This window comes from Bradyrhizobium sp. Ken64, assembly GCF_055807555.1.
The window spans coordinates 329,186-353,042 of sequence record NZ_JBVVPA010000004.1; the positions used below are offsets into that span (position 1 = coordinate 329,186).

Here is a 23,857-nt window from a genome sequence, read left to right on the forward strand (position 1 = left end):
AAAGCGGGGGATCCAGTACGCCGCAGCTTCTCGGTTCTAGCCGCGCCGTCTCTGGAATACGATCGCCCGGTCAAGCCGGGCGATGACGACTGAGCAAGTGGCCTCAACGGAGCAACAACAATGAAAGACACCCCGTTCGATCTCACCGGCAAGGTCGCCGTGGTCACCGGCTCCAGCCGCGGCATCGGCCGCTCCTCCGCCGAACTGCTCGCAAAGCTCGGCGCCAAAGTGGTGGTCTCCTCGCGCAAGGCCGACGCCTGCCAGGACGTCGCCGACGGCATCAAGGCGGCCGGCGGCGAGGCCACCGTCATCCCCTGCAACATCGCGCGCAAGCAGGAGGTCGAGGCGCTGATCGCGGGTGCGACCAAGCACTACGGCAAGATCGACATCCTCGTCTGCAACGCCGCGGTGAATCCGTATTACGGCCCGCTGCTCGACATCACCGACGAGGCCTTCGACAAGATCATGGGCTCGAACGTCAAGAGCAACATCTGGCTCTCCGCGCTGGCGATCCCGCAGATGGCTGAGCGCGGCAACGGCTCCGTCGTCATCATCTCCTCGATCGGGGGCTTGCGCGGCTCGACCGTGATCGGCGCCTACGGCATCTCCAAGGCCGCCGATTTCGCGCTGTGTCGTTCGCTCGCCGGCGAATGGGGCCCGAAAGGCGTTCGCGTCAATTGCATCGCGCCCGGCCTCGTCAAGACCGACTTCGCCCGCGCGCTGTGGGAGGACGAAGCGAATCTGAAACGCCGCACCGCCACCACCCCGCTTCGCCGCATCGGCGAACCCGACGAAATCGCAGGCGCGGTCGCCTACCTCGCCTCCGACGCGTCGAGCTTCATGACGGGACAAACGATCGTCATCGACGGTGGCGTGACCACGGCGGCGCCGTAACTCCTGCTCTACTTTAATTGTACGCCGGGCGCGTTTCACTTATCCTCCGCTGGAGGGGGAGGGTCGCTTCGCTGCATGCAAGCCCACCCTGCCCCTCCAGGGGAGGGTGGGAGGACAGCCGTCTTGACCTTCCCGCCCTAATCCGCTCCCTTTGAGCCGACACAATCTCCCATCACCGGACAACGCCGGGACAGCGCCAAAGAAACCCCAAGGTTCGCCGCCATGTCTTTCGTCCTCGCCATCGACCAGGGCACCACCTCCTCGCGCGCGATCGTGTTCCGCGGCGACATTTCCATTGCGGCGAAGGCGCAAGCCGAGTTTCCGCAACATTTCCCCGCCTCGGGCTGGGTCGAGCACGAGCCTGAGGACATCTGGACCTCGACCGTGACGGTCTGCCGCGAGGCGATCGCGCAGGCCGGCATCGGGCCCAAGGACATCGCCGCGATCGGCATCACCAACCAGCGCGAGACCACCGTCGTGTGGGACCGCGCCACCGGGCAGGCCGTGCACCGTGCCATCGTCTGGCAGGACCGCCGCACCGCCGACATCTGCGCGAAACTGAAAGCCGACGGCCGCGAGCCCGTGATCTCGCAGAAGACCGGCCTGATCATCGATCCCTATTTCTCCGGCACCAAGGTCGCCTGGATTCTCGACCACGTCCCCGGCGCCCGGGCGCGTGCCGCGCGCGGCGAATTGATGTTCGGCACCGTCGATTGCTATCTGCTGTGGCGCCTCACCGGCGGCAAGGTGCACGCCACCGACGCCACCAACGCCTCGCGCACGCTGCTGTTCAACATCCACACCGGCCAGTGGGACGACGAGCTCTTGGAGATCATCGGCGTGCCGCGCTCGATGCTGCCCGAGGTGAAGGATTCCTCCGCCCGCTTCGGCGAGAGCACGCCGGACCTGTTCGGCGGCGCCATTGCGATCTCCGGCATCGCCGGCGACCAGCAGGCCGCGACCATCGGCCAGGCCTGCTTTCGTCCGGGCATGATGAAATCCACCTACGGCACCGGCTGCTTCGCCCTGCTCAACACCGGCACCACGCCGGTGGCCTCGAAGAACAAGCTGCTCACCACCATCGCTTACCAGCTCGGTGGCAAACGCACCTACGCGCTCGAAGGTTCGATCTTCGTCGCGGGCTCGGCAGTGCAGTGGCTGCGCGACGGCCTCGGCATCATCAAGCACGCCGCCGAGACCGGACCTCTTGCCGATCAGTCGGACACCATGCAGAGCGTCTATCTCGTCCCGGCCTTCGTCGGCATGGGCGCGCCCTACTGGAATCCGCGCGTGCGCGGCGCGCTGTTCGGCCTCACCCGCAACACCGGCCCGGCCGAGCTTGCCCACGCCGCGCTCGAAAGCGTCTGCTACCAGACCTTTGACTTGTGGGCCGCGATGCGCGCGGACTGGCCGAGCTCGGAAACCGCCAGCGTCGTGCTGCGCGTCGACGGCGGCATGACCGCCTCGGACTGGACCATGCAGCGCCTCGCCGATTTGTTGGACGCACCGGTCGACCGCCCCGTGATCCAGGAGACCACCGCGTTAGGTGCCGCCTATCTCGCCGGTCTCCAGGCCGGCGTCTATCCCGAACCAACAAAATTCGCCGACAACTGGCGCCTCGAGCACCGCTTCAAGCCCAACATGAGCCAGGCGACGCGCGAGCGGAAGCTGGCGGGCTGGACGAGGGCAGTGAAGGGCGTGCTCGCGAGCGACGAGGGGGAGGGGTAGGCCGTCTCGTAGCCCGGATGGAGCGCAGCGAAATCCGGGGTTCTCTGGAAGCGATTACCCTGACGCCGTGGTGAATGAAGCCTATCCACAAACTCCGCCGTCGTCCTGGCGAAAGCCAGGACCCATAACCACCGAGCTAAATTGCCTTGGACCGCTGGCGGCCTCAGCCTGCCGCGACAGCGACCAGCTGTGGTAATGGGTCCTGGCTTTCGCCAGGACGACCCGGAATGTGTGGCCGGCGCTCAGCTTCAAAGGGACGCATCCCATGATCCTCCCCGACGGTCATTCCGACATCCCCGCCGGCAAGATCGCTGCCGTCGTCACCCATCTCGAGATGACAGCGACGCCTGCGCGCCGCAACGATCCGCCTGACGCTCCATCAGGTCCTCGGATCCTGCGCAAGGTCGATACCCCCGCGCTGCATTGGTATCGCGATCTCCATCGCCGCGTCGGTGAGGAGTGGTTATGGTTTTCGCGGGCGCGCATGAACGACCCGGAGCTCGCCGCAATAATCCACGCACCGGGCGTCGAGGTCTATGCACTGGTCGTGGACGGCCGCGATGAAGGCTTGCTGGAGCTGGACTTTCGCGAGGCCGGCCAGTGCGAGCTCGTGTATTTCGGTGTCACCGCAAAACTGATCGGCAGTGGTGCCGCCCGCTTCATGATGAACCGTGCACTTGAGATCGCATGGTCACGCGATCTGTCCCGCGTCTGGGTGCACACCTGCACATTCGATCATCCGTCCGCCGTGGCGTTCTACCAGCGCTCCGGCTTCCGTTCGTTTCGCCGCCAGATCGAGATCGCCGACGACCCGCGCCTCGACGGCACGCTGCCGCGGACGGCGGCGATGCATGTGCCGATCATCGAATAGTGCGTAGCTGCCTCCTACCCGTCATTGCGAGGAGCCCTTGCGACGAAGCAATCCAGTCTGTTTCCGCCGAGAGATACTGGATTGCTTCGCTGCGCTCGCAATGACGGAGCGTGGCGCCGTCGTCGCCTTTCATTCGGGCTACGCGCTCCCGATCATGCGAAGCTCGCTAGCTGTTGAAATTGACCGCGTTGGTGTTCGCCCCGCAAACCAGCACCGCGACCCGCTCGCCGGGTGCCGGACGATAGCGACCGGAGAGCAAGGCGGCAAATGCCGCTGCGCCGCCGGGCTCGGCCACCAGGCGCAGGCTCGACCACAACGCTGCCTGCGCCTGCCTGATCGCATCGTCGGCGACCAGCACGACCTTTTCGACATGGGCCCGCGCAATCGGAAACATCAATTGTCCGACACGTCGCGGGGCGAGACTGTCGGCAGCGATGCCGCCCGCCGGCGCATCGATCGGCGCGCCCGCCGCGAAGGCGGCGTGAAGCGTTGGCGATTGCTCCGGCTCGACCGCGACGATGCGCGTCCTGCCGGCACTCCAGGCCGCCATGCCACCGATCAGGCCGCCGCCGCCGACTGCAACCAGCACCGTGTCGATACCCGGTGCATCCTGCTCAAGCTCCATTCCGACGCTGCCCTGACCGAGCAAGGTCTCGACCTGATCGTAGGCATGCACGGCCATGGCGCCGGTCTGCGCGACATGGGTTTCGCTCGCGGCGAGCGCGTCGGCATAGCGGCTGCCCGCAATCACGAGTTTCGCGCCATAGCCCCTGATCCGCTCGGCCTTCGCCGGCGAGGTGATTTCGGGCACGAAGATCGTGGCAGGAACGCCGAGCCGCTGCGCCGCATAAGCTACCGCCGCGCCGTGATTGCCGCCCGATGCGGCGACGACACCGGTCTCCGGCAGCTGCTGCAACAGCAGGTTGGCGAAGGCGCCGCGCGCCTTGAACGATCCGGAATGCTGCAGCATCTCGAGCTTGAAAATGACGGGTGAAGCCGGCAGGCCGAAATCGGCGAGATCGGCCTGGAGGAGTGGCGTGCGCCGTATGTGCGGGCGGATGACGGCCTCGGTCGCCGCGATCCGCTCCCGATTGATGTCCATTGTTGCTGTCATGATGCTGTCCTTGATAGCGCATCCGGCAGACGCTGTCGCGGCGTCGTTGCATCCGGCGCAATGCTCCACTTCCATGATTTTGCTTGCGCCACTGCGGCCTTGCCGTGGAAACTGATCGGCGCTGCCTCGTCCAAAAGCCAGAAGAGCGCAAAACCATGTTCCTGATCGGCCAATACGATTCCCCCTTCGTCCGCCGTGTCGCCATTGCGCTGCGGCTTTACGGGCTCGCCTTCGAGCACAAGCCGTGGTCGACCTTCGGCGATGCCGACAAGATCGCGCCCTATAACCCGCTGCGCCGGGTGCCGACGCTGGTGCTCGACGACGGCGAGGCGCTGATCGAGAGCACGGTCATCCTCGATTATCTCGACGAATTGGTAGGGCCGGAGAAGGCGATGCTGCCGCGCTCCGGCGCCGAGCGCCGGCGTCATTTGCGCATCTGCGCGCTCGCTTCCGGCCTCGGCGACAAGTCGGTCAGCCTGCTCTACGAGCGCGTGTTGCGAAAGGAGCAGCTTGCGCTGTGGGTCGAGCGTTGCGAGGCGCAGATCGCGGACGTGCTGAAAGCGCTGGAGGCCGAGCGCGCCAAGGTGACCACGCCGTACTGGCTGGGCGATCGCATCGGCCACGCCGACATTGTGGTCGCCTGCGTCGTCCGCTTCACCCGTGAGGCGCACCCGCAATTGTTCGAACAGTCGCGGTATCCGGCGCTGTCGGCGCACGCCGACGCTTGCGAGGCGCTGGCGCCGTTCAAGGAGATCGTGCAACCGCTGGCACCACCGAAGGGGTGAGGCTTTTTCAGGCTCTCCCGCAATTGCAGAGGATTTCACGAGGACCGCGCGGCTTGCTCCGCCTCTCCCGCTTGCGGGAGAGGCCGACGCGCCCCGGGCGATGCGCAGCATCGTCCCGCGCGCGGCGGGTGAGGGCTCTCACGACCCAGGGACTTCCTCCGCAATTCTCGACAATCCCGACGCGGAGAGACCCCCACCCCCAGCCCTCCCCCGCAAGCGGGAGAGGGAGCGCACTGCCGATGCTGCCGCATCGTGCACGCCATATGCGATCGCGTTGCCGCAGGGCGCCGCTACGCGAACCCGACCTTGATCAGGATCATCAGGAAAAGACCGCCGACAACCGCGCAGACCGCGGCGCCGATCAGCGGCCCCAGCGCGCCTTCCCGGCTTGCAGGCTCCAGCACGGCTTGTCCGGGCCGGTCCGGATCGTAATAGACCTGGACGCTCTTCCCGGGACGATATTTCGCCGCGGCCTCTTCGGCGACCTCGCGCAGGCCGGAGATCATGGTGCCGTTCCAATCGATTTCGGTGCCGATGAAGTCGCGCTTGCCGACCCTGTAGGCGTAGCGCAGGTCGACCTGATAGCGGTGGACGAGCTTTGAAGTCGTCGGTCGATTGTCGTGCTCGGTCTTCTCTTCGATGATTTCCTCGATCACGTTGCAATGGGTGACCCTGCCGGCAGCGGTCGGCCAGCGCAGGCTGGCGCTCGCCAGCCGGCGCGTCCGAACATAATCGGCGGCGAGGAACACCCCGCCCACGAGCACGATGATCGGCACCGCGAACGCGAACAGCGGAACGCCCTTGTCGGCGTAGAGCACGTGGCCTGCGAACGAATGCGCGGTCAGGGTGGCGGCTATGATGCCGAACACCATCGTGAACGCCACCAGCGCCGCGACGTTCTGCGCGGCAGCGGGCTCCAGCAGCGCCTCGGTCGGTTGCTTCGGATCGACATGGACGTCGACATGGGCGCCGACCGGATAGCGTCCGGTCAGTTTTGCGGCCAGGACCCTTGTCGTGATGACGGTGCCGCCGACAAAGACCTTGTCGCTCTCCAGCTCCTGGCCGCCGGCCTGATAGCGATAGCGGATGATGGGCTTGGCGTCGTTCCGGTCGTCCGAGGAATGCGTCGCCGGCTGGTCGACCCGGGAGACCGTGATGATGCCCTCCACCTTGTCCCAGCTCCGCGCCGCCACCATCCGGCCCCGCATGCGGACCAGGTTGAACAGCGTCAAGCCAAACAGCAGCACGGCGATGCCGGCGGCAATCTGGGTCCACATCAATTGTTGGGCGTTCAGCATCCGATTCCCCTGCGCTTCGGCGGCGACCGCCATTGGTCGCAGCGAACGCGGGTTGCGTTCGATGCCGTGCGTTGCCCAACACATGCCAGGCATTGCTTCACCAATGTCGTCCTGGCGAAAGCCAACACCCATTGCCCCAGTGGGTCATTTGGCGAAGATTGGTCGTTCGGTATTGCCAGCGATGGTCACCGACGGATCACCCGGCCCTTGGCGGGCTCATAGAAGTGCAGGTCTTTTGTCGGTCACGGGCTTTTTCCTTCTCGTCATTGCGAGCGCAGCGAAGCAATCCAGAATCCCTCCGCGGAGACAGTCTGGATTACTTCGCTGCGCTCGCAATGACGGAGTGTGTTGATCCGTCATTGCCCGCATGGATCCTGGCCTTCGCCAGGACGACACAGAACGTTCGACACCGAACGTGTCGCACGCGCCCAGGATCGCGGCGGACGAGGCAACGAGTATCAGACGGACGCGGTCGGCGATGATGGAATGTTACAGGTGTTTTGCCCGACGCCGCAAGTCATTTCGGTAAGACCGAAAATAATCGAGCATCTTCAACCCAATGCCTACTGTGCATGGGGTTGATTTCTCGCTTTTTTGTTTGGAGGGCGCCTAACCCGCCCCCGCACGCTTCTTCTGCCAGACCAGATGCACCGCGCAGGTGCAGCCCGGCGGATGCGAGGCAAGCTCCTTCGACGTTTCGTCATTGGCCGGTGTTGCTGCGAACGCCGCCTTGTCGCTCGCGCTCTCTCGCGCCGGGATGTAGTTCAGGATCGGTGCGAGCCAGCGCTCGGCCTCGACGACGCTCATGCCCTTGCGCGCAGCATAATCCTCGACCTGATCGCGCTCGATCTTGCCGACGCCGAAATAATAGCTCTCGGGATTGGCGAGATAGAGTCCCGACACGGAAGAGCCCGGCCACATCGCAAAGCTCTCGGTCAGCTTCACGCCGGCGGTATTCTCGGCATCGAGCAGTTCGAACAGCGTCGCCTTCTCGGTGTGATCGGGCTGCGCGGGGTAGCCGGGGGCGGGACGGATGCCCTCATACTTTTCGAGTATCAGATCGTCGGTCGAGAGCGTCTCGTCCGGCGCATAGGCCCAGAACTCGCGGCGGACGCGGGCATGCATGCGCTCGGCGAAGGCCTCCGCAAGGCGGTCGGCCAGCGCCTTGCACAGGATCGAGGAATAGTCGTCATTGGCCATCTTGAAACGGTCGGCGACCACATCCTCGCCGATGCCGGCCGTGACGACGAAGCCGCCGACATAATCGGGCACGCCGGTGCCGGCAGGCGCGACGAAGTCGGACAGCGCCGCGTTGAAACGGCCCTCGCGCTTCTCGAGCTGCTGGCGCAGCGTGTGCAGCGTCGCGATCGTCCTGGTCCGGCTCTCGTCGGCGTAGAGCACGATGTCGTCGCCCTGCGCATTGGCCGGCCAGAAGCCGACGGTGGCGCGCGCGCGGAACCATTTCTCCTTGACGATCAGGTCGAGCATCTTGCGCGCGTCGTCGTAGAGCGAGCGCGCGACTTCGCCGACCTTGGCATCGTTAAGGATGGCGGGGAAGCGCCCGGCGAGCTCCCAGGTCTGGAAGAACGGCGTCCAGTCGATATAGGGCACCAGCTCGGCGAGATCGTAGTCGTCGAAGCTCCTGGTGCCGAGGAAGGTCGGCTTCACCGGCTTGTTGGCGGCAAAATCGACCGGCACGCGGTTGGCGCGGGCGGTCGCCAGCTTCAGCCGCTTCTTGTCGGCCTGGGCGCGCATATGCGCGTCCGAAATCTTTGCGTACTCGGCACGCACTTCGGCGGCATAGGCCTCGCGCCTCTCGGGCGACAGCAGCGCGGAGGCGACTCCGACCGCACGGCTGGCGTCGTTGACATGCACGACGGGACCGGCGCGATAGCTCGGGTCGATCTTGACCGCGGTATGCACGCGGCTCGTGGTGGCGCCGCCGATCAAGAGCGGCAGCTTGAGGCCTTCGCGCTGCAATTCGCCGGCGAAAAACGCCATCTCGTCGAGCGAGGGCGTGATCAGGCCGGACAGTCCGACGATGTCGGCCTTCTCCGCCTTCACGGTCTCGACGATCTTGGCTGCGGGCACCATCACGCCGAGGTCGATCACCTCGTAATTGTTGCACTGGAGCACGATGCCGACGATGTTCTTGCCGATGTCGTGGACGTCGCCCTTGACGGTCGCGAGCACGATTTTGCCGGCGGACGAGGAGCCTTCCGTGCCGATGCCGTTGGCGAGATTGCGCGCCTTCTCCTCTTCCATGAACGGCATCAGCCAGGCGACAGCCTGCTTCATCACGCGTGCCGACTTCACCACCTGCGGCAGGAACATCTTGCCGTCGCCGAAGAGGTCGCCGACCACATTCATGCCGGCCATCAGCGGGCCCTCGATCACGTCGAGCGGGCGCTTGGAGGCCTTGCGGGCCTCTTCGGTATCCTGCTCGATGAACTCGGTGATCCCGTGCACCAGGGCGTGCGACAGCCGCTTCGCCACCGGCCATTCGCGCCAGGCGAGATCGGCTTCCTTGGTCTGGGTCTTGTTGCCGCGGAATCGTTCCGCGAGCGCCAGCAGACGCTCGGACGCACCGGGGTCGCGGTTGAGGATGACGTCCTCGCACACCTGGCGCAACTCGGGATCGATGTCGTCATAGACGATCATCTGCCCGGCGTTGACGATGCCCATGTCCATGCCGGCCTTGATGGCGTGATACAGGAACACCGAGTGCATGGCCTCGCGCACCGGCTCGTTGCCGCGGAACGAGAACGACAAATTGGACACACCGCCCGAGATATGCGCACCCGGCAGATTCTTGCGGATCCAGCGCGTCGCCTCGATGAAGTCGACGCCGTAATTGTTGTGTTCTTCGATGCCGGTTGCGATCGCGAAAATATTCGGATCGAAGATGATGTCCTCCGGCGGGAAGCCGACGCGGTTCACCAGGATGTCGTAGGCGCGCTTGCAGATCTCGGTCTTGCGGGCGAACGTATCGGCCTGGCCGACCTCGTCGAACGCCATCACCACGACAGCCGCGCCGTGACGGCGGGCGACCTTGGCCTCGTGAATGAACTTGTCCTCGCCTTCCTTCATGGAGATCGAATTGACGACCGGCTTGCCCTGCACGCATTTCAGGCCGGCCTCGATCACGGAGAATTTCGAGGAATCGACCATGACGGGGACGCGGGCGATGTCGGGCTCGGCGGCGACGAGGTTGAGGAAGGTCACCATCGCGGCTTCCGAGTCCAGAAGCCCCTCGTCCATGTTGACGTCGATGATCTGCGCGCCGTTCTCGACCTGGTCGCGGGCGACCTGCAGCGCGGCGGTGTAGTCGCCGGCGGTGACCAGCTTGCGGAAGCGGGCGGAGCCCGTGACGTTGGTGCGCTCGCCGACGTTCACGAAAGGAATCGCGTCGGTCAGGATGAACGGCTCGAGGCCGGAAAGCCGCAAGCGAGGTTCGATCTCCGGCACGATGCGCGGCTTGTGCGGCGCGACCGCAGCCGCGATCGCCGCGATATGGTCCGGCGTGGTGCCGCAGCAGCCGCCGACGATGTTGACGAGGCCATCGCGCGCGAACTCGCCGACCAGGCGGGCCATGTATTCCGGCGTCTCGTCATATTGGCCGAACTCGTTGGGCAGGCCGGCATTGGGATAGGCACAAACAAGCGTATCGGCGACGCGGCCGATGTCGGCGATATGCGCGCGCAGATCTTCCGCGCCGAGCGCGCAGTTGAAGCCGATGGTGACGGGCCTGGCGTGCTGCACCGAATGCCAGAACGCTTCCGGCAACTGGCCGGACAGCAGGCGGCCGGACTTGTCGGTGATGGTGCCCGACACCATCACGGGCATGTCGATGCCGCGTTCTTCCGTGATCTCGGCGATCGCGTAGAGCGCCGCCTTGGCGTTCAGCGTGTCGAAGATGGTCTCGACCAGCAGCAGATCGACGCCGCCGTCGAGCATGCCGTTGATCTGCTCGCCATAGGATTTGCGCAGATCGTCGAACGTGACGGCGCGGTAGCCGGGATTGGAGACGTCGGGCGAGATCGAGGCGGTGCGGTTGGTCGGTCCGATGGCGCCGGCGACGAAGCGCGGCTTGCCGTCCTCGGCCTCGACGCGGCGTGCGGCGTTGCCGGCCAGGCGGGCGCCTTCGCGCGCCATCTCGTAGACGATGTCGACGAGATCGTAGTCGGCCTGGGCAATCGAGGTCGTGGAGAAGGTGTTGGTGGCGACGATGTCGGCGCCGGCACGCAAATAGGCGGCGTGGATGTCCTCGATCGCCTGCGGCTGGGTCAGGATCAAGAGGTCGTTGTTGCCGCGCAGATCGCGATGGAAGCTCTTGAAGCGCTCGCCGCGGAAGGCGGCTTCGTCGAACTGAAGGTTCTGGATCATCGTCCCCATGGCGCCGTCGAGCACGAGAATGCGCTCGCGCGCGGCGTCGAGCAGGGCGGTTCGCTTGGGAGAGGTGGATACGGTCATGGTGTCTTAAGCCGCCTTCTGCGCGCTCTTGGCGCGGATGCCGAGCAAATGGCTGATCGCGAACACGAGATCGGCGCGGTTCATGGTGTAGAAATGGAAGGTGTCGACGCCGTGCTTCGCCAGCTTCTGCACCTGGCCGGCGGCGACGGTGGCCGCCACCAGCTTGCGGGTCTCGGCGTCTTCATCGAGGCCCTCGAACTTCGCGGCGAACCAGTCCGGCACGGAGGTGCCGTTGCGGGTGACGAAATTGCGAGCCTGCTTGAAATTATGCATGGGCATGATGCCCGGCACGATCGGAATGTTGATCCCGCGCGCGCGGACGCGGTCGAGATAGCGGAAGTAGAGGTCGTTATCGAAGAACACCTGCGTGATCGCGCGGGTCGCACCCGCATCGACCTTGGCCTGCAGCGTGTCGATGTCATCGTCGAAGTCGCGCGCGTCCGGGTGCTTCTCAGGGTACGCCGAGACCGACACCTCGATATCGCCGTGCCGCTTCTTGATGCCGGCGACGAGGTCGGCGGAGCTCTGGTAGCCATCGGGATGGCTGGAATAGGCCGTGCCGATGCCGCCCGCGGGATCGCCGCGCAAGGCCACGATGTGGCGTACGCCGACCTCGTGATAGCGGTCGACGATCTCGTCGATCTCCCCGCGCGAGGCGCCGACGCAGGTCAGGTGCGCGGCCGGCAGCAGCGCGGTCTCCTTGAGGATGCGCGAGATGGTCGAGTGGGTGCGCTCGCGGGTCGAGCCGCCGGCGCCATAGGTGACCGAGACGAATTTCGGGTCGAGCGGGGCCAGCCGGTTGATGGTGTCCCAGAGATTGCGCTCCATATCTTCGGTCTTGGGCGGAAAGAACTCGAAGGAAATCGCAGGCCGCTTCAGGTGCCCGTCTTGCCCGTCGGTATGGGCAGTCGTCGTCACGTCAGTCATGGGCACCACTCACTCCAAGGGCTCGCCGGGTCGGCGGCGGCCGGCGGTCAGGTCTAGATTGGGAGAGGCTAAGATAAGCCAAAACGGCCGCACTCGACAGCCCATCAGAGATGGGAAATTGCCCACTTTCTGCACATCGATTAAAAAACGTGTGAGTTCAGAGGTCGAGGTGGGAAGGCCGGTCTAGGATAAATTATACGTTACATCAGGTAGATAACATAAGATGGAGGCTTGTTCGGTGCAAATTTATCCGTGGGCAATATGAAAGTCATACTATCGGCGCGGTCACTGTCCCAACGCTGCGGCGAAGGCGCGCGAGCCCGCGGCCTGCACGTCAGACCTGCGCGCCCTGCCCATTGCCGCTGCGCCGCTCTCCACTACGTTAGCGCGCCATGATCCCGCTCTCAGTCCTCGACCTCTCCGTCGTCACAACTGGCACAAAGCCCGCCGCGGCGCTGCGCAACAGCATCGACCTGGCGCGCCATGTCGACGGACTCGGCTATGTCCGCTACTGGCTCGCCGAGCATCACAACCTCGCCTCCGTCGCGAGTCCGGCGCCCGACGTGATGATCGGGCAGATCGCGGCGGTGACGCAGCACATCCGTGTCGGCTCCGGTGGCGTGATGCTGCCCAATCACGCGCCGCTGGTCGTGGCCGAGCGCTTCAAGATGCTGGAGGCGTTGTTTCCCGGCCGTATCGACCTCGGCCTCGGACGCGCCCCCGGCACCGACGGTGCCACGGCCTATGCGCTGCGAAGCCGGCTCGACCGTCGCGAAGGCGACGATTTCCTCGAGCGGCTGCACGAATTGATCCTGTGGCAGACCCGTGAATTCCCCTCGGGCCATCCCTATCACAACGTCGTTGCGATGCCCGACGATACGCCGTTGCCGCCGATCTGGCTGCTCGGCTCCAGCGATTATTCGTCGGAGCTCGCCGCGCAGGTCGGCATGGGTTTCGCATTCGCCCATCATTTTGCGTCCCATGATGCGATCGATGCGATGGTGCATTATCGCAATCGTTTTCAGCCCTCGGCCTGGAGCGCGAGCCCGCGCGCGATCCTCGCGGTCGCCGTCATCACGGCCGATACGGATGACGAAGCCGAAAAGCTCGCCGCGTCTTTCGACCTCAACCGCCTGCGCCGCGACCGCGGCCAGTATCTTCCACTGCCGAGCGTCGAAGAGGCGCTGGCCTATCCCTATACCGACTCGGAGCGCACCTCGATGCGGCGCAACCGCTCGCGCCTGTTCGTCGGTAACCCGGCGACGGTGCAGAAGACGCTCCAGCCGTTGATCGATGCAAGCAAGCCTGACGAGTTGATGGTGATCACCGCCGTGTACGATCACGAGGCGCGAAAGAAATCGTATTCGCTGCTCGCGGAGGCGTTCGGGCTTAAGGCGGTCGGATAAGGCTCTCGTGCTCCGGCTCGCGCTTCGCGCGTCCGGGACACGAGACTATTCCATCGTCGCGCGGAACGGGTGGCCTGGATACACGCCGACGATGCGGAATTCGCGCGAGAAGAATTTCAGCTCCTCGATCGCGAAAGCAAGGCCCTTGTCATCAGGGTGGCCGTCGACGTCGGCGTAAAACTGGGTGGCGAAGAAATTTCCGTCGACCATGTAGCTCTCGAGCTTGGTCATGTTGACGCCGTTGGTGGCAAAGCCACCGAGCGCCTTGTAGAGCGCGGCCGGCAAATTGCGCACCCGGAACACAAAAGTCGTGACCAGCGGACCGGAGCCCTGTGCGGCCCATTTCGGTTCGCGCGCGAGCAGCACGAAGCGCGTGGTGTTATGGGCCTCGTCCTCGATGTCCTCGGCCAAAATGTCGAGGCCGTAGATTTTTGCGGCGAGGCGCGAGGCGATCGCAGCCACGGTCTTGTCGTTGCGCTCGGAAATGTCGCGGGCGCTGCCGGCGGTGTCGGCGTGCACGATCGGCTTGATGCTGAGCTTGCGAATGATGCGCCGGCATTGACCGAGCGCGTGCACATGGCTCTCGACGCTCTTGATGTCTTCGAGCCTGGTCCCCTTCACCGCCATCAGCTGATGCCGGACCGGCAGAAACCATTCGCCGATGATGAAGAGGCCGGAGGCCGGCAGCAAATGATGGATGTCGGCGACGCGGCCCGCGACCGAATTCTCGATCGGGATCATACCGAGGTCGGCTTCGCCCGACGAGATCGCCGACAAGGCGTCCTCGAAGGTGGCGCAGGGCATCGGCTCGGCGTCAGGATAGGCCTCGACGATGGCGATGTGGGAATTGGCGCCAGGCTCGCCCTGGAATGCGATTTTCAGCTTGCTCATGCTCGGTCTTGTAACAGCGGCTCAGGATTTGGAAAGGATGCTGCGGGCCGTTTCCAGGTCCGCCGGCGTGTCGACCCCGCGGGGCACGGTATCGACGATGGTGAAGTCGATGCGCATTCCGGCCTCGAGCGCCCGGAGCTGCTCGAGCTTCTCCTGCAGTTCCAGCGGCGAAGGCGGAAGCCGGACGTAGCGCTCCAGCGCGGCGCGGCGATAGGCGTAGAGGCCGATATGGTGGTAACGCGGCCCGTCGCCGGTCGGCGCCGTTGCGCGGGTGAAATAAAGTGCGCGCATGCGTCTGCCGCCGAGCGAGGTCCCGATCGCCTTCACGACGCTCGGCGCGAGGTCCTCCTCCTCCGTATGGATCTGCGAAGCCAGCGTCGCGATATCCACGTCAGGGTCTTGCAGCGGCGGCAGCACCTCGCGGATGTTGTCGATCGTGATGGTCGGGAAATCGCCCTGCAGATTGACCACGATTTCGGCCTTGCCGTCCGGATCGAGCTTCTGCATGGCCTCGTGGATGCGATCGGAGCCGGACGGGTGCTCCGGGCGGGTCATCACCGCCTCGCCGCCATTGGCGGTCACGACGGACGCGATCTCCGCGGTGTCGGTTGCGACCGCGACCCGACCGATGCCGGCGGCCTCGGCGCGGCGCATCACGTGCACGATCATCGGCTGCCCCGCGATATCGGCGAGCGGCTTGCCGGGCAGGCGGGTGGCGGCCATGCGGGCCGGAATTAGCACGAGGATGCGGGGATCGATCATCGGTCAAGGGCCTGGAAACGGGGCGTTTTCCGCGCCGAGAAATGGGGTGGGGACGGGCGTGAAGCCCGCTCGCTTATACGGGTTGCCAGACCCCGGGCAAACCGATATCTCAATGGCAAAACTCGGGGAAACAGTAAGGAACGTTGATTCTCCGAGGCTCGTCCTGGCGGCCGCATTGGGCCGCTCGATCCTTCTTGCGGTGTGGGGCCTGGCCGGAAATGGACTCTTTCGAACTGAACAAGATTCTCGGTGCCGTGCTCGGCACCTGTCTCCTTTTGCTGGTGACGAGCTTCACCGCCCAGGCGTTGTTCTCGCCCAAGATGCCGGAAAAGCCGGGTTTCGAGATCGCGGTGAAGGAAGACGCCGGTCACGGCAAGGAAGGCGGCGCTGCCCCCGCGGCCGCCGAACCGATCGAAAAGCTGCTCCAGACCGCCTCGGTCGAGAAGGGCGCCTCCGCCGCCAAGAAGTGCGGCGCCTGCCACACCTTCGAGAAGGGCGGCCCGAACCGTGTCGGTCCGAACCTCTACGGCGTTGTCGGCGACCATGTTGGCGAGGGCCGCGGCGGCTTCAACTTCTCGGCCGCGATGAAGGCTAAGGGCGGCACCTGGGATTTCGAAGCCCTCAACAAGTTCATCGCAAATCCCAAGGCGGCTGTGCCGGGCACGGCGATGGGCTTTGCCGGCATTCCGAAGGATAGCGAGCGCGCCGACGTGATCGCTTACCTGAACAGTCTCTCCGACAGCCCGAAGCCGCTGCCCACCGCGGCGAAGTAAGGCCTATCGACTTCGATCTTAGTACGCGGCCAGGCTGAAAAGCCTGGCCGTTTGCTTATCCGGGCCTCGCGGCGTTGTTATCGGGGCGTTTGGCCGCAGCCATCAGCCAGCCGGCCTTCCAAGATGAGGAAAAAGCAACATATTCCGTCGAAACCTCGCCTATATTGGGAACTTAAAGGAGTAGCCTCCTTCAAGACAGGAATGTTGATTTGGCCCTTACCCGACGCGATCTCCTGCTCACCGGCACTGCTGCCGCAACGCTCCCCGCCCTTGGTTCCGTAGGGGGTCTTCCCGGCGTCGGCGCGGCACACGCGCAATCCGCCGGCGAGCCCACCTGGCGACACGCGCTGTCGCTGTTCGGACAGGTCAAATACCCAGCGGACTTCAAGCGCTTCGACTACGTCAATCCGGAAGCGCCAAAAGGCGGCGTCGCACGCCAGATCGCCGTCGGCACATTCGACAATTTCAACATCGTCGTCTCCGGTGTGAAGGGGCAAGTCGCCGGTGCCGTAGCATTCATCTACGAATCCCTCACGACGGCCGCGCTCGACGAAGTCTCGACCGAATACGGCGCGCTGGCCGAGGCCGTCAGCCATCCGGATGATTTCTCCTTCGTGACCTACCGCTTGCGGCCGCAAGCCAAATGGCATGACGGCAAGCCTGTTACCGCGGACGACGTGATCTTCTCGCTCGATTCCTTCAAGAAGCACCACCCGATGTACTCGGCCTATTACAGCCATGTGGTGAAAGCCGAGAAGGTCGGGGAGCGCGAGGTAAAATTCGTGTTCGACGCGCCAGGCAACCGCGAATTGCCGCAGATCGTCGGGCAGCTCACGGTCCTGCCGAAGCATTGGTGGGAGGGCACGGACGCGCAGGGCCGGAAGCGCGATGTCTCCGCCACCACGCTCGAAGTGCCGCTGGGTTCGGGCCCCTACAGGGTCAAGGAATTCGTTGCCGGACGGTCGATCGTGCTGGAGCGCGTCAAGGATTATTGGGGGCGCGACCTCGCGGCCAATGTGGGCCGAAATAATTTCGACGAGCTGCGCTATGAGTATTTCCGCGACGCCACTGTGGCGATCGAGGCTTTCAAGGCCGATCAGGTCGATTGGCGCACCGAGAACAGCGCGAAGAACTGGGCAACGGCCTACGACTTCCCGGCCGTCACCGACAAGCGCGTGATCCTCGAGGAGTTCGCCAATCGCAGCTCGGGCGTCATGCAGGCCTTCGTGCCGAACCTGCGCCGCGCCAAGTTCAAAGATCCGCGCGTGCGACGTGCGCTCAATTACGCGTTCGACTTCGAGGAGATGAACAAGCAGATCTTCTACGGCCAGTACAAGCGTATCAGCAGTTATTTCGACGGCATCGATGAGCTGATGGCGACCGGGCTGCCGCAGGGAAAAGAGCTCGAGATTCTCGATACGGTCCGCGCCGAGGTCCCGCCCGAAGTCTTCACCACGGCCTATACCAACCCGGTCGGCGGCAGTCCGGAAGCCGTGCGCGACAATCTGCGCGAGGCGCTGCGGCTGTTCAAGGAAGCCGGCTATGAGGTGCGCGACCGCAAGCTGGTCGACGTGAAGACCGGCACGCAGTTCTCCTTGGAATTGTTGAACTCGGATCCGAGCTTCGAGCGGATCACGCTATTCTACAAGCCGTCGCTGGAACGGCTCGGCATTGCCGTCAGCGTGCGGACGGTGGATCCCACTCAGTACGAGAACAGGACGCGCGAGTGGGATTTCGACATCGTCACCAACTCCTGGGGCGAGTCGCAGTCGCCGGGCAACGAGCAGCGCGAATTCTGGTCGTCGAAGACGGCCGACATCGCGGGTTCGCGCAATATCACCGGCATCAAGAATCCGGCGGTCGACAAGCTGATCGAGCGGGTGATCTACGCCAAGGGGCGCGACGATCTCGTCGCGGCAACCAAGGCACTCGACCGCGTGCTGTTGTGGAATCACTACGTCGTGCCGCAGTGGACTTATACGAAGGTGCGCACTGCGCGCTGGGATCGCTTCGGCCGGCCGGCGGAATTGCCCAAATACGGTCAGTCCGGCTTTCCGTTCATTTGGTGGTACGACGCGGACAAGGCGGCGCGGATCGCAAAGAAGTCGTGAAGGACATTTCTCGCATGGCGCAGCTTTCACGCCGGCATGTGCTGGCCTTGGGTGCCGGTGGCGCGTTCAGCGCTGGCTGGCTCCGGGGTGCGGCAGCGTCCGAGATGCCTGCCGAGGCCCACGGCATGTCGGCCTTCGGCGACCTCAAATATCCCGCCGATTTCCATCACTTCGACTACGTCAATGTTGACGCGCCGAAGGGCGGCACTTTCTCGCTTATCCCGTCCGTGCGCGCCTACAACCAGTCCTACCAGACCTTCAACTCGCTCAATGCCTTCATCCTCAAAGGCGATGGCGCGCAGGGCATGGACATGACCTTTGCGCCGCTGATGCTGCGCGCCAATGACGAGCCGGACGGGATGTACGGGCTTGCCGCCAAGTCTGTAAATATATCGGCAGACAGGCTGGTCTATCGCTTCACCATGCGGCCCGAGGCGAAATTCCATGACGGCACCAAGCTCACTGCTCACGATGCGGCGTTTTCGCTGACGTCGCTGAAGACGAAAGGCCATCCGCTGATCATCGTGCAGATGCGCGACATGGTCAGCGCGGAAGCGATTGACGCCGCGACGCTTGTTGTGACCTTCGCCAAGGGACGCGCGCGCGACGTGCCACTCTATGTCGCGGGGCTGCCGATCTTCTCGAAAGCCTACTATGCCTCCCGTCCGTTCGACGAAACGTCTCTGGAGATCCCCCTGGGTTCGGGGCCGTACAAGGTCGGCAAGTTCGAGGTCAATCGCTACATCGAATACGAGCGGGTGAAGGACTGGTGGGCTACTGATCTGCCCCCCTGTCGTGGCAGCTACAATTTCGACGTCGTGCGCTACGAATTCTACCGCGACCGCGATGTCGCCTTCGAGGGTTTCACCGGCAAGAACTATCTCTACCGCGAGGAGTTCACCTCCCGCCTCTGGGCGACGCGTTATGATTTTCCTGCCGTGAAGGACGGTCGCGTCAAGATGGAGGTCGTGCCCGACGACACGCCCTCCGGCGCGCAAGGATGGTTCATCAACACGCGGCGCGACAAGTTCAGGGATCCTCGCGTGCGCGAGGCATTGATCGACGCCTTCGATTTCGAGTGGACCAATAAGACCATCATGTACGGTGCTTATGCCCGCACGGTGTCGCCATTTCAGAACTCGGACCTCATGGCGAGCGACGGGCCTCCGCCGCCGGAAGAGCTGAAGCTGCTGGAGCCGTTTCGCGGCCAGGTTCCCGACGAGGTGTTCGTCGCACCGTTCACGCCGCCCGTCTCCGACGGCTCCGGGCAGGATCGCAGCCTGTTGCGCAAGGCGCAGCAATTGCTTAGCGACGCCGGCCTGCCGATCAAGGAGGGCAAGCGGGTGCTGCCAAATGGCGAGATCTTCAGGATCGAATTCCTGTTGGATGAGCCTTCGTTCCAGCCGCACCATGGACCCTACATCAAGAATCTCGCGACGCTCGGCATCGAAGCGAGCGTGCGTCTCGTCGATGCCGTGCAACACAAGGCGCGCCAGGAAGATTTCGACTTCGATCTGACCATCCAGCGCTTCAGCATGTCGGCCACGCCGGGCGATGCCATGCGCTCCTTCTTCTCGTCGCAGGTCGCGGCAACCAAGGGCTCGTACAATCTCGCGGGCGTCGCCAGTCCGGCCATCGATGCCATGATCGAGAAGATCATGGCGGCCGACAGCCGCGAGGAATTGACCGTCGCCTGCCGCGCCTTCGATCGCCTGTTCCGTGCCGGCCGCTATTGGGTGCCGCAATGGTATAACAAGACGCATCGGCTTGCTTATTGGGACCAATTCGGCCATCCGCAGAAGCCGCCGCGTTATGCCAACGGCGTCGGCGCCCCCGATATCTGGTGGCATGATGGCGGCAAGGCCGCGAAGCTCGAGCAGGCGAAGCAGCCATGAGCGCCTATATCGCCCGCCGCATCCTGCTGATGATCCCGACCTTGCTCGGGATCCTCTTCGTCTCCTTCATTGTCGTGCAGTTCGCGCCGGGCGGGCCGGTCGAGCGCGTGATCGCGCAGCTCTCGGGCGCCGACACCGGCGGCACCTCGCGCATTTCCGGCGGCAGCGACTTTGCGCAGCGCGCCCCGGGGCAGCTGGGGGCCGGCGGTGACGCCATCAATTCGAAATATCGCGGCGCGCAAGGCCTCGATCCCGATTTCATCAAGAAGCTGGAAGTGCAGTTCGGCTTCGACAAGCCGGCCCCGGAGCGCTTCGCGCTGATGGTCTGGAACTTCGCCCGCTTCGATTTTGGCAAGAGCTATTTTCGCGACGTCAGCGTCCTGCAGCTCGTCAAGGAGAAGTTGCCGGTCTCGATCTCGCTCGGCATCTGGCTGACGCTGCTGACCTACCTGATCTCGATTCCGCTCGGCATCCGCAAGGCGGTGAGGGACGGGACGCGCTTCGACACCTGGACGTCGAGCGTGCTCGTGCTCGGCTATGCCATACCCGGCTTCCTGTTCGCGATCCTCCTGATCATCCTGTTTGCCGGCGGTTCGTTCTTCAACTGGTTCCCGCTGCGCGGACTGACGTCAGACGGCTGGTCGCAGTTTCCGTGGTACTGGAAGATCATCGATTACTTCTGGCATTTGACGCTGCCGCTGATCGCCATGGGGCTCGGTGCGTTCACCACCATGACGTTCCTGACCAAGAACTCGTTTCTGGATGAGATCCGCAAGCAATATGTGATGACCGCGCGGGCGAAAGGCTGCAGCGAGAACCGGGTGCTCTATGGTCATGTCTTCCGCAACGCGATGCTGATCGTCATCGCCGGCTTTCCCAGCACCTTCATTCACGCCTTCTTCTCGGGCTCGCTTCTGATCGAGACCATCTTCTCGCTGGACGGGCTGGGACTACTCAGTTTCGAGAGCGTTCTCAACCGCGACTATCCCGTGGTGTTCGGTACGCTCTTCATCTTTTCGCTCGTCGGCCTCGTGATCAACCTGATCTCTGACCTGACCTATATGTGGATCGATCCGCGAATCGATTTCGAGGCGCGGGAGGTCTGATGACGTTGGCTGCCCCCACCACGCCGATCGAAACCACTGCGAAGTCGCCGCTCGGCAATGCCGTGCCGATCACGCGCAAACCGTTCGTGCCATCGCCACTCAACAGACGCCGATGGCAGAATTTCAAGGCGAACCGGCGCGGTTATTGGTCGTTCTGGATCTTCCTGATCCTGTTTGTGGTGTCGCTGTTCGCCGAGCTGATCGCCAACGACCGGCCGTTCCTGATCAAATATGATGGCCACCTCTATTGGCCGTCCGTCGTCACCTATTCGGAAACCACTTTTGGCGGCGACTTCGAAACGGCAGCCGACTATCGCGATCCCTATTTGCAAAAGCTGATCAAGGACAAGGGCGGCAGCATCGTCTGGCCGCTGATCCGCTATTCCTACGACACCCACAATCTCGATCTGCCGACGCCGGCGCCGTCGCCGCCGACATGGATGTTGACGGAAGCGCAGTGCAAGCCCGTCGTCGAGAAGAAGGGTCTCAAGAGCTGCCGCGATCTCGAATACAACTGGCTCGGCACCGACGATCAAGGCCGCGACGTGGTCGCGCGGCTGATCTACGGCTTCCGCATCTCGGTGCTGTTCGGCCTCTGCCTGACCATCGTCTCTTCCGTCGTCGGCATCGCGGCCGGCGCGGTGCAGGGCTATTTCGGCGGCTGGATCGACCTGTTGTTCCAGCGCTTCATCGAGATATGGACCGCGATTCCATCGCTCTATCTGCTGCTGATCCTGTCGTCGGTGCTGGTGCCCGGCTTCTTCGTGCTTCTCGGCATCCTGCTGTTGTTTTCCTGGGTGTCGCTGGTCGGACTCGTGCGCGCGGAATTCCTGCGCGGGCGCAATTTTGAGTACATCCAGGCGGCGCGGGCGCTCGGGGTGTCGAACAAGGTCATCATGTTCCGGCATCTGTTGCCGAACGCGATGGTCGCGACCATGACGTTCCTGCCGTTCATCGTGTCGAGTTCGGTGATGACGCTGACGGCGCTCGATTTCCTGGGGTTCGGACTGCCGCCCGGCTCGCCGTCGCTCGGCGAGCTGCTGTCGCAGGGCAAGTCCAACGTGCAGGCGCCCTGGCTTGGTTTCTCCGGCTTCTTCTCGGTCGCGATCATGCTGTCGCTCTTGATCTTCATCGGCGAGGCCGTGCGCGACGCCTTCGATCCGCGCAAGACGTTCAGGTAGGCCAATGGACGCGATCAACCAGCCTTTGCTAAGCGTGCGCGAGCTCTCGGTGGCCTTCCACCAGGGCGGCGTCACCACGCTCGCGGTCGACAAGGTCTCGTTCCAGATCAGGCGCGGCGAGTGCGTGGCGCTGGTCGGCGAGTCCGGCTCCGGCAAGTCGGTCAGCGCGCTCTCGATCCTCAAGCTCCTGCCCTATCCGAACGCCTCGCATCCCTCGGGCAGCATCCATTTCAAAGGCCAGGAACTGATCGACCGGTCGGAGCAGGAGATGCGGGAGATTCGCGGCAGCGACATCTCCATCATCTTCCAGGAGCCGATGACCTCGCTCAATCCACTGCACACGATCGAGGCGCAGATCGGCGAGATCATCCAGCTGCACAATCCGACCAGCAATGCCGAGGCGCGCAGGCGGACGCTGGAATTGCTGACGCAGGTCGGCATTCCCGAGCCTGAAACGCGGCTGAAGAGCTATCCGCACCAGCTCTCCGGTGGCCAGCGCCAGCGCGTGATGATCGCGATGGCGCTCGCCAACGAGCCGGACCTGTTGATCGCGGACGAGCCGACGACGGCGCTCGACGTCACCGTGCAGGCGCAGATCCTGACGCTGCTCGCAGAGATCCGCGGCAGGCTCGGCATGAGCCTGCTTTTCATCACCCACGATCTCGGCATCGTGCGTCGCATCGCCGACCAGGTCTGCGTCATGAAAGGCGGCGAGATCGTCGAGCAAGGACCTGTCGAGCAGGTCTTCAAAAGCCCGAAGCATCCCTATACGCGCGACCTGCTTGCCGCGGAACCGAAGCCGGATCCGGCGCCGCCACAGCTGGATGCGCCGGTGGTGATGTCGGCCGACGACCTGAAAGTCTGGTTTCCGATCAAGCGCGGGTTGATGCGCAAGACGGTCGGTCACATCAAGGCGGTGGACGGTGTCAGCATCGCCGTGCGCAAGGGCGAGACACTCGGCGTCGTCGGCGAGTCCGGCTCCGGCAAGACCACGCTGGGGCTCGCATTGCTGCGGCTGATCTCCTCGAACGGACGCATTGTGTTCCTGGGAAAAGATATCCAGGGTCTGCGCTTCAAGGAGATGCGGCCGTTCCGGCGCGACATGCAGATCGTGTTCCAGGATCCGTTCGGCTCGCTCAGCCCACGCATGTCGGTCGCCGACATCGTCGCCGAAGGCCTCACCGTGCATCAGCCGCAGCTCTCGCGCGGCGAGCGTGAGGAGCGCGTCGTCAAGGCGCTCGAGGACGTCGGACTGAAGCCGGATACCCGTCACCGTTATCCGCATGAATTCTCCGGCGGCCAGCGCCAGCGCATCAGCATCGCGCGGGCGGTGGTGCTGGAGCCGGATTTCGTCGTGCTGGACGAGCCAACCAGTGCGCTCGACATGCTAATTCAGGCGCAAATGGTCGATCTGCTGCGTGAATTGCAGCGCCGTCGCGATCTCACCTACATGTTCATCTCGCACGATCTGCGCGTCGTCGCCTCGCTCGCCAGCCATCTGATCGTGATGCGCGGCGGCAAGGTGGTCGAGGAAGGCCAGGCCGCCGAGCTCTTCAAGAACCCGAAGACGGATTACACCCGCGCGCTGTTTGCGGCGGCGTTCCGGCTGGAGACGGCGGGGAACGGGTCGGCAGCGACATAG

Annotated in this window: 18 protein-coding genes; 11 read left to right on the forward strand and 7 right to left on the reverse strand. The window is 64.1% G+C overall.

The window, feature by feature from the left end; translation table 11 throughout:
* The first annotated feature begins 120 nt into the window (after positions 1–120).
* The 3 genes from AC0L2F_RS09700 (at position 121) to AC0L2F_RS09710 (ending at position 3,493) form a co-directional block, all read left to right on the forward strand.
* Positions 121–894 (forward strand): SDR family NAD(P)-dependent oxidoreductase, encoded by a 774-nt coding sequence (locus AC0L2F_RS09700; protein ID WP_063994661.1) that lies wholly within the window; start codon positions 121–123, stop codon positions 892–894.
* Between the two features lie 222 nt (positions 895–1,116).
* Positions 1,117–2,622 (forward strand): glycerol kinase GlpK, encoded by a 1,506-nt coding sequence (gene glpK / locus AC0L2F_RS09705; RefSeq protein WP_007605333.1) that lies wholly within the window; start codon positions 1,117–1,119, stop codon positions 2,620–2,622.
* A gap of 265 nt (positions 2,623–2,887) precedes the next feature.
* The gene (locus AC0L2F_RS09710) at positions 2,888–3,493 is read left to right on the forward strand and encodes a GNAT family N-acetyltransferase (RefSeq protein WP_473248233.1); all 606 of its coding nucleotides are present in this window, start codon (positions 2,888–2,890) and stop codon (positions 3,491–3,493) included.
* A gap of 166 nt (positions 3,494–3,659) precedes the next feature.
* Here AC0L2F_RS09710 and AC0L2F_RS09715 read toward each other — a convergent pair whose 3' ends face one another.
* Both AC0L2F_RS09715 and AC0L2F_RS09720 read right to left on the reverse strand, forming a co-directional pair.
* Positions 3,660–4,607, reverse strand: coding sequence for a threonine/serine dehydratase (locus tag AC0L2F_RS09715; RefSeq protein WP_473248234.1), 948 nt, complete (start codon positions 4,605–4,607; stop codon positions 3,660–3,662).
* Complete coding sequence (locus AC0L2F_RS09720; RefSeq protein ID WP_473248235.1) at positions 4,604–4,780, reverse strand: hypothetical protein; 177 nt, start codon at positions 4,778–4,780, stop codon at positions 4,604–4,606. The genes AC0L2F_RS09715 and AC0L2F_RS09720 overlap by 4 nt, the downstream gene beginning before the upstream one ends.
* On the opposite strand from AC0L2F_RS09720, the gene AC0L2F_RS09725 reads away from it, so the two are divergent.
* On the forward strand, positions 4,763–5,392 hold the full coding sequence (locus AC0L2F_RS09725) for a glutathione S-transferase family protein (RefSeq protein WP_473248236.1): 630 nt from the start codon (positions 4,763–4,765) through the stop codon (positions 5,390–5,392). The two genes, AC0L2F_RS09720 and AC0L2F_RS09725, sit on opposite strands and share 18 nt — an antisense overlap.
* 290 nt (positions 5,393–5,682) lie before the next feature.
* Here AC0L2F_RS09725 and AC0L2F_RS09730 read toward each other — a convergent pair whose 3' ends face one another.
* The 3 genes from AC0L2F_RS09730 to metF form a co-directional block, all read right to left on the reverse strand.
* Complete coding sequence (locus tag AC0L2F_RS09730; RefSeq protein WP_473248237.1) at positions 5,683–6,690, reverse strand: DUF3592 domain-containing protein; 1,008 nt, start codon at positions 6,688–6,690, stop codon at positions 5,683–5,685.
* Between the two features lie 609 nt (positions 6,691–7,299).
* Entirely contained in the window at positions 7,300–11,163 is a 3,864-nt protein-coding gene (metH, locus tag AC0L2F_RS09735; RefSeq protein ID WP_473248238.1) for a methionine synthase, read from the reverse strand.
* Positions 11,164–11,169: 6 nt separating this feature from the next.
* Positions 11,170–12,090, reverse strand: coding sequence for a methylenetetrahydrofolate reductase [NAD(P)H] (gene metF, locus AC0L2F_RS09740; protein WP_007605346.1), 921 nt, complete (start codon positions 12,088–12,090; stop codon positions 11,170–11,172).
* Positions 12,091–12,482: 392 nt separating this feature from the next.
* On the opposite strand from metF, the gene AC0L2F_RS09745 reads away from it, so the two are divergent.
* Complete coding sequence (locus tag AC0L2F_RS09745) at positions 12,483–13,496, forward strand: LLM class flavin-dependent oxidoreductase (RefSeq protein ID WP_473248239.1); 1,014 nt, start codon at positions 12,483–12,485, stop codon at positions 13,494–13,496.
* A 45-nt stretch (positions 13,497–13,541) separates the two neighbouring features.
* Here the strand turns inward: AC0L2F_RS09745 and AC0L2F_RS09750 are convergent, their stop codons facing one another.
* Both AC0L2F_RS09750 and AC0L2F_RS09755 read right to left on the reverse strand, forming a co-directional pair.
* Positions 13,542–14,387: a prephenate dehydratase gene (locus AC0L2F_RS09750; protein ID WP_473248240.1), complete on the reverse strand. Its 846-nt coding sequence runs from the start codon at positions 14,385–14,387 to the stop codon at positions 13,542–13,544.
* Positions 14,388–14,408: 21 nt separating this feature from the next.
* Positions 14,409–15,149, reverse strand: coding sequence for a 3-deoxy-manno-octulosonate cytidylyltransferase (locus tag AC0L2F_RS09755; RefSeq protein WP_007605349.1), 741 nt, complete (start codon positions 15,147–15,149; stop codon positions 14,409–14,411).
* Positions 15,150–15,367: 218 nt separating this feature from the next.
* On the opposite strand from AC0L2F_RS09755, the gene AC0L2F_RS09760 reads away from it, so the two are divergent.
* The 6 genes from AC0L2F_RS09760 to AC0L2F_RS09785 all read left to right on the forward strand — a co-directional run bounded on the left by AC0L2F_RS09760 (position 15,368) and on the right by AC0L2F_RS09785 (position 23,857).
* Entirely contained in the window at positions 15,368–15,922 is a 555-nt protein-coding gene (locus tag AC0L2F_RS09760) for a c-type cytochrome (RefSeq protein ID WP_473248241.1), read from the forward strand.
* 209 nt (positions 15,923–16,131) lie between these two features.
* Positions 16,132–18,033, forward strand: a complete 1,902-nt coding sequence (locus AC0L2F_RS09765; RefSeq protein WP_473248242.1) for an extracellular solute-binding protein — start codon at positions 16,132–16,134, stop codon at positions 18,031–18,033.
* Between the two features lie 14 nt (positions 18,034–18,047).
* Positions 18,048–19,928, forward strand: coding sequence for an extracellular solute-binding protein (locus AC0L2F_RS09770; RefSeq protein WP_473248243.1), 1,881 nt, complete (start codon positions 18,048–18,050; stop codon positions 19,926–19,928).
* Entirely contained in the window at positions 19,925–21,034 is a 1,110-nt protein-coding gene (locus AC0L2F_RS09775) for a microcin C ABC transporter permease YejB (protein ID WP_007605353.1), read from the forward strand. The genes AC0L2F_RS09770 and AC0L2F_RS09775 overlap by 4 nt, the downstream gene beginning before the upstream one ends.
* Positions 21,034–22,215 carry an ABC transporter permease gene (locus AC0L2F_RS09780; protein ID WP_473248244.1) on the forward strand — a complete coding sequence of 394 codons (1,182 nt, stop codon included), beginning with the start codon at positions 21,034–21,036 and terminating at the stop codon, positions 22,213–22,215. Before AC0L2F_RS09775 ends, AC0L2F_RS09780 begins: the two co-directional genes overlap by 1 nt.
* A gap of 4 nt (positions 22,216–22,219) precedes the next feature.
* Entirely contained in the window at positions 22,220–23,857 is a 1,638-nt protein-coding gene (locus AC0L2F_RS09785; RefSeq protein ID WP_473248245.1) for an ABC transporter ATP-binding protein, read from the forward strand.